This is a genomic window from Synechococcus sp. PCC 6717, from assembly GCF_022698185.1.
GTDB classification, from domain to species: domain Bacteria; phylum Cyanobacteriota; class Cyanobacteriia; order Thermosynechococcales; family Thermosynechococcaceae; genus Thermosynechococcus; species Thermosynechococcus lividus.
In genome coordinates, this window is the sequence record NZ_JAKLTV010000038.1 from 1 (window position 1) to 6,445 (window position 6,445).

A 6,445-nucleotide genomic window follows, 5' to 3' on the forward strand; every position below is an offset into this window, starting at 1 on the left:
AAAGTTTGACATACTCCCCATGCCTAAAGGCAGGGGATTCTTGTTCTTGGTTCTGCGACAGCACTTATCGCATCAGGTTGCCCTGCTACAACAGCGGTGCTTATCTCCCCAAGCGTTCCCCCTTGCGGGGCAGTTCCCTTTTGCCCAAAGGTACTGTTAAACCAACCAAAAAAAACTTAGGTTGTTTTCTAGCCGTTAGGCTATTGGGTTTTTAGAGAGGTTGATTACCCTTACCTCTGGTTTTAGTTTAAACTAAAACCACTCTAAAAGACGAGTTTTTAGACCCAAAATTTTCGATAACACAACATGCGCCTTATATCCCCATGCCTGAAGGCAGGGGCTTTACGGCGTTTTTTTGGTAAACTACCCCGCCCGATAGAGGACGGGGCTTTCAGCAGCCCTCAAGACAACATCCTGCCATGGGCAAGACAGTATCTTGGAGCCTCCAAGGGTGTTTACAAGACCCCCCAAAGTAGCGATATTTTTCGCTCCATTCACATCAGCATCACCTATCCAGCTGCAGGACAGGTTCAGGCACGCAAACCTTTTGCCCTGCCGATGACCTATCACGTTGCAACAATGACAGGTTTTCGAGGTGTAGCGAGGCTCTACACGCTTCACGGCTACGCCAACCTTCACGCCCTTGTAGGCAAGGAATTAGCGAAGCTGATAGAACGCCCAGCTATTACTGCATCGCCGTTCAGTCTTGGAACGGGGCAATTCGTTGGTGCGTTCTCTGATGCCGGTGAGATCGTCAATTGCGATGGCCTGATTTGTCGCCTTAGCCTGCTGGATGAGTCGATAACTGATGGTGTGGTTCACTGCTAGGATTATACGCTATTGGCGGCTTTTCGGGGTGTCGTAGGCAAAGCCCACCGACGATGTACTCCTCAGCCGCCGCTCCTATCCCTCCGCGGCTTGTCGAAGCGCGGGGTCTCTCGGAGGTTTTGTTGAAGAAACTGCTTAGTCTCTGGAGCAGAAGCTACTTTTTTTGCACCGCTGGGCATCTTAGCGCAGAGATAATCCAAAACTACATTAATGATCTTCAATGATCCTCATCACTGGTAGGCGACTAACGTTGCTTAAGGGCTTTTCCTCCCCGTACTAACGTACGGGGCTACCAAGCAATCCCTATGTGTTTTTCGCAGGTGCTGCACCAATCGCCAACCTCAGCTTAGCGGTGCTTGAGGGCACGTTCCATATCGCGCTTATCCTGACGTTGTTTCAGGTCGGCTCGCTTATCGTGCAGCTTTTTACCCCGCCCCAGCCCAAGGGCAACTTTTACCCGACCATTTTTGAGGTACAGCTTCAGGGGCACAAGGGTTAACCCCTTTTGTTCTACTTTACCAATGAGTTTGCGGATTTCCTGCTTGTGCAGCAAGAGTTTGCGATCGCGCCGGGGGTCATGGTTGTAGGACTGGTTCGTACGCTCATGGGGAGAAATATGGACATTCAACAGCCACACTTCACCATTGCGAATGCGGGCAAAACCATCCCGTAAATTCACCTTGCCCGCACGAATAGACTTCACCTCTGTACCCACCAAGACAATACCGCACTCGTAGGTCTCCAGAATCTCGTACTGAAAGCGAGCCTGTCGATTATCACTGAGGACTTTATAACTCTCGCTCATAGGGGGGAACGGCACAGACTGGGACTGCCATTATAGCCTGTTGCCGCCTAGACACGACTGAGAATAAATAAGCTGCCCTCATTCCCACGGGCAATCCGCAAATCGTCATCGAGGTAGGTAATATCTAGCCACCCCTGTTGCTCATTGTCGTTTAAGGGAACATCAAGGGCAAGCAACGGGCGACGGCTCTGGAGCTGGGGAATAAACTGCGAGGGAGAATAGTAGTTCAGCCACTGGCGAAAGCCAACGATCGAACGCTCAAAATACACCTGTAAGCGCTGTTGGGTCAGGGGTTCAAACCGTGCTAGGACACTAATCACCCCTTCGAGGAGAGGCACGCCATAAATTTCGGCGATATTGTAAATGCGATGCTGCTGTGGGCGAATGCACTGGTAGATGTGCCCCAACTTAACGATGGGGGAGCGATCTAAGGCTAACAAGGCTTGACTACTGGTGTAAATGRGCCGCCAGTCTCCTGCCAATTTATCTGTTGCAGCTAAAGGATCAGGGGTGGGGTTCAGTGCTTCAACGTCTGTTGTGAGTGCCGCCACCCGTTTGCGATCTCCGGGGCTAGCTAAAATACCGCGATTCAGACCAGCGATCGCCCCCAGCAATTCTGCTTTACTCATGGTTGTCGCGGTTCCTCCTTAGGGCAGAATAATTTACGCAAAGATTTTAGTTCCTATGGCTTGCGTTGGGGACACCCTAGTTCGAGAATGGGGAAAATTCCAGTCCTATTCAGGTTTCATCATGCGGATTGCGCTATTTACTGAAACATTCCTGCCCAAAGTGGACGGCATTGTCACCCGGCTTTGTCAAACTGTACGTCATCTTCAACGGAATGGTCATCAGGTACTGGTGGTAGCTCCCGCAGGTGGCCTTGACAACTATGAAGGGGCGCAGATTTACGGCGTTTCTGGGTTTCCTCTGCCATTGTACCCAGAACTCAAATTAGCACTACCGCGTCCCGCCATTGGCAAGGTACTGCAACAATTTCAACCCGATTTAATCCATGTCGTGAATCCGGCGGTACTTGGGGTGGCAGGGCTGTACTATGCCAAAAAGCTACACCTGCCGCTTGTCGCCTCCTACCACACCCATCTGCCCCAATATCTGAAGTACTATCGCTTAGGATTTTTAGAGGGGGTGTTATGGTCACTGCTGCGCCTCGGCCATAACTGCGCCCAACTCAACCTCTGCACCTCCTCGGCAATGGTGACAGAACTACGCGCCCACGGGATTCGCCATCTTGATCTGTGGCAGCGAGGGGTAGATGTCGAACTCTTCCAGCCCCAGCATCGCAGTCGCAAAATGCGCGAATTCCTCAGTCAAGGCCATCCCGATGATCCCCTCCTTCTTTACGTGGGTCGCCTCTCAGCCGAAAAGGACATTGAACAGATCAAGCCGATTTTGCAGCGTATTCCGCGGGCACGCCTAGCTCTTGTTGGCAATGGCCCCCACCGCGAAGCCCTAGAGAAACATTTTGCCGATACCCCTGTGCATTTTGTTGGCTACCTCAAGGGAGAGCGCCTTGCCTCAGCCTTTGCCTCGGCAGATGTGTTTGTCTTTCCCTCCCGTACCGAAACCTTGGGCTTGGTGTTGCTAGAAGCAATGGCGGCGGGTTGCCCAGTGGTGGCCGCCAACAGTGGTGGCATCCCTGATATTGTCAGCGACGGCGAGAACGGCTTTTTGTTTGATCCAGCGGATCCCGAGGGCGCCATTAGTGCCTGCGAGCGCCTCTTTGCCTCCGCTACGGCTCGCGAACATCTGCGCCAAAATGCCCGCCGCGAAGCAGAGCGTTGGAGTTGGGCCGCGGCAACACAGCAATTACAGCGGTACTATGAGTCTGTATTGCCCACAGTGCGATCCAATGTTGTCCTGAGCCATTGACCGCCCTGATCGTGAGGAGCCTGCATGACATCACCGATGGCCTCATCTCGTCCACCGCTGTCGTTGGCAACGAAGCTGGCCTTTGGGGCAGGCGATCTGGGAGCTGCCATTACCGCCAACTTGCAAGTGTTTTTTTTGATGGTCTTTCTCACCAATGTGGCGGGGTTAAGTGCAGGCTTAGCAGGCAGTGTCTTGATGATTGGCAAAATTTGGGATGCTGTGAATGACCCAATTATCGGCTTCCTCAGCGATCGCACCCAATCGGCCAAATGGGGTCGCCGTCATGCCTGGATGGTCTATAGCGCCATTCCGTTTGGCATTATCTTCTTCTTGAACTGGTGGGTGCCCAGTGACCATCAGTGGGTGCTCTTTGGCTACTACGTCCTGATGGGGATCCTATTCAATACTGTCTATACAGCGGTGAACCTCCCCTATACCGCCCTCACCCCCGAACTCACCACAGACTACAACGAGCGTACAAGTCTCAACAGTTTCCGCTTTGCCTTTTCCATTGGCGGCAGCATTGGTTCGCTGATTTTGGCTCAAGTAATCTTTCAAGCGGTGGAAAATCAACAAACTCAATACTTGCTACTCGGCGGAATTGCGGCTGTTCTATCGGTGTTGCCGATCTACTGGTGCGTGTGGGGAACCCGAGCGCGAGTACAGCAGTTCAACAAAACGACCCCGACTCAGGCCGGATCAACCTTGCCCTTAACGGCACAATTGCGCCTTGTCTTTAGTAATCGCCCCTTTTTATTTGTGATGGGTATTTATCTGTGCTCATGGTTGGCCGTTCAGATCACCGCATCATTAATTCCCTTTTTTGTTGGGGATTGGCTGAAGCTCACTCCAGCAGACTACACCCAAGTTGCCCTTGTGGTGCAGGCTACAGCCATGGTGATGCTTTTTGTCTGGAGTGCGGTGAGCCGTCGCGTGGGCAAAAAGGCGGTCTATTACATGGGGATGACACTATGGATCATTGCCCAAGCAGGACTATTTCTCCTACAACCCGGACAGTCCCTGCTGCTTTATACCTTTGCGATCTTGGCGGGGTTTGGGGTTTCTACTGCCTATTTAGTGCCATGGTCAATGATTCCTGATGTGATTGATTTGGATGAACTCAATAGTGGTCAGCGCCGCGAAGGGGTGTTCTATGCCTTCATGGTGTTACTGCAAAAAATTGGTCTGGCCTTGGGGCTGTTTGTGGTGGGTCAAGCCTTGGAGTGGGCCGGCTATATTTCTTCGGTGGCAGGGCAGCCCCCGCCGGTTCAGCCTGACTCTGCCTTGCTGGCCATTCGGCTTGCCATTGGCCCTGTGCCGACCTTGTGCCTGATAGGGGGGATAGTGCTAGCCTATTTTTACCCCATTACGCAGTCGGTTCACCAAGAGATCTTGTTAAAATTGCATGCACGGCATCAAGGGGATACAGCATCGTGACCGGCTGGTACGTGGGCGATCGCGCCCTCATTTGGGGACAACGCACCTACGTGATGGGGATTTTGAATATCACCCCGGATAGTTTTAGTGATGGCGGTGATTTTTTTAACCCCGCCAGTGCCATTGCCCATGCCTTAGACATGGCGGCAGCCGGGGCTGATGTCATTGATGTGGGGGGCGAGTCCACCCGCCCGGGCGCTAGCGCTATTCCCCTCAGTGCGGAATTGGCACGGGTACTACCGGTCATTGAGGGAATTCGTCAGCAGTCAGCGATTCCTATCTCCATTGATACGACCCGCGCCGACGTTGCCCGTGCAGCGGTTGCTGCGGGAGCCAATATTGTCAACGATGTATCCGGCGGCCAAGCAGATGCGGCGATGTTTGCCACCGTTGCCCAATTGGGGGTGCCCTATATTCTCATGCATCGGCGGGGKACCCCAGCCACCATGCAACAGTTGACGGACTATGATGATCTGATCGCAGATTTGCTGACCTATTTTCAGGAGCAAACCCACACAGCGATCGCCCACGGTATCGATCCCTCACAGATCATGCTCGATCCGGGGATTGGTTTTGCCAAAACCACACCACAAAATCTGCTGCTGCTGAAAGAACTGTCCCGGTTCAAGTCCCTTGGCTACCCGCTGCTCATAGGCCCATCGCGTAAACGCTTCATCGGCGATATTCTTAACCAACCCGACCCCAAAGCACGGGTCTGGGGAACAGCGGCGGTGTGCTGCCATGCCATTGCCCAAGGAGTCGAAATGGTGCGGGTTCACGATGTTGCCGCCATCGTACCGGTGTGCCGCATGGCAGATGCGCTGCAAGGCAGGGATGCCAGAATTAGCCACAACTAGCTACAACTAGGTTCAGCACGAGGAGGGTGTATAGCTGTGCACATCCGCAGGATACTCTCTTGAAGCTCTGTGAAGGTGTGCATCAATGTCCCAACTATCCCTCATGACGGCTGACCCGGAAAGCCACCATCGTACCTTTGCCCAACTCCTGATTGAGTTGGGTATTCACCTTAGCGTGGAGCACGTGGAGCGCCTAGAACGCCAGTTTCGAGTCTATTTAGCGTGCCAAGGCTACAACTTAACCAAGGTGCCGCTCTGTACTGTGACTCGCCGCTGGGATAGTCGTGGCCGTCTTGTGGAAGAGCACGTCAACAGTGACTCCCTCGCAGTTAGTCAAGCCTTTGAGCGAGCCTGCCAGTGCGCTGCTGTGCCCTTAACACTGCTGGATGCCATGACCCAGCGATTTATAGTAGTGATGTGGGCGGGCTAAAACCCCTCCGCTTTAGCGAGGGGATACAGCCAACTCAGGGGGCTTTAGCCCTCTCTATGCGTTAAACTAGAGACGTGGAAAGTAGGCGTATCAACTACGCGAAGAAACATCCTAGTACGGAGAAATCCCGGCAAGTAAGTCACTACCGCTTTGGCGGCAAGCCTAAACCACTGCAAGCAATGGCAGGATGTTAGATCG

7 protein-coding genes and 1 pseudogene are annotated in these 6,445 nt (G+C 53.1%); 6 read left to right on the top strand and 2 right to left on the bottom strand.

The window, feature by feature from the left end; all coding sequences use genetic code 11:
• The first annotated feature begins 306 nt into the window (after positions 1-306).
• Positions 307-828, top strand: a complete 522-nt coding sequence (locus L5470_RS12015) for a hypothetical protein (RefSeq protein ID WP_499500110.1) — start codon at positions 307-309, stop codon at positions 826-828.
• A gap of 122 nt (positions 829-950) precedes the next feature.
• Positions 951-1,052 (top strand): annotated as a pseudogene (locus L5470_RS12020) (transposase); the annotation flags it as partial.
• Positions 1,053-1,174: 122 nt separating this feature from the next.
• On the opposite strand, the gene smpB reads toward L5470_RS12020, so the two are convergent.
• Both smpB and L5470_RS12030 read right to left on the bottom strand, forming a co-directional pair.
• Complete coding sequence (smpB, locus tag L5470_RS12025; RefSeq protein WP_099798251.1) at positions 1,175-1,633, bottom strand: SsrA-binding protein SmpB; 459 nt, start codon at positions 1,631-1,633, stop codon at positions 1,175-1,177.
• A 47-nt stretch (positions 1,634-1,680) separates the two neighbouring features.
• Entirely contained in the window at positions 1,681-2,262 is a 582-nt protein-coding gene (locus tag L5470_RS12030; protein ID WP_499500111.1) for a PAP/fibrillin family protein, read from the bottom strand.
• A gap of 121 nt (positions 2,263-2,383) precedes the next feature.
• On the opposite strand from L5470_RS12030, the gene L5470_RS12035 reads away from it, so the two are divergent.
• The 4 genes from L5470_RS12035 to L5470_RS12050 all read left to right on the top strand — a co-directional run bounded on the left by L5470_RS12035 (position 2,384) and on the right by L5470_RS12050 (position 6,247).
• Positions 2,384-3,523: a glycosyltransferase family 4 protein gene (locus L5470_RS12035; protein ID WP_499500112.1), complete on the top strand. Its 1,140-nt coding sequence runs from the start codon at positions 2,384-2,386 to the stop codon at positions 3,521-3,523.
• Between the two features lie 24 nt (positions 3,524-3,547).
• Positions 3,548-4,960 (top strand): MFS transporter, encoded by a 1,413-nt coding sequence (locus L5470_RS12040; RefSeq protein ID WP_099798254.1) that lies wholly within the window; start codon positions 3,548-3,550, stop codon positions 4,958-4,960.
• A gap of 53 nt (positions 4,961-5,013) precedes the next feature.
• Positions 5,014-5,817: a dihydropteroate synthase gene (folP, locus tag L5470_RS12045; RefSeq protein WP_499500113.1), complete on the top strand. Its 804-nt coding sequence runs from the start codon at positions 5,014-5,016 to the stop codon at positions 5,815-5,817.
• An 85-nt stretch (positions 5,818-5,902) separates the two neighbouring features.
• Entirely contained in the window at positions 5,903-6,247 is a 345-nt protein-coding gene (locus tag L5470_RS12050; RefSeq protein ID WP_099798256.1) for a hypothetical protein, read from the top strand.
• Positions 6,248-6,445: the final 198 nt, after the last annotated feature.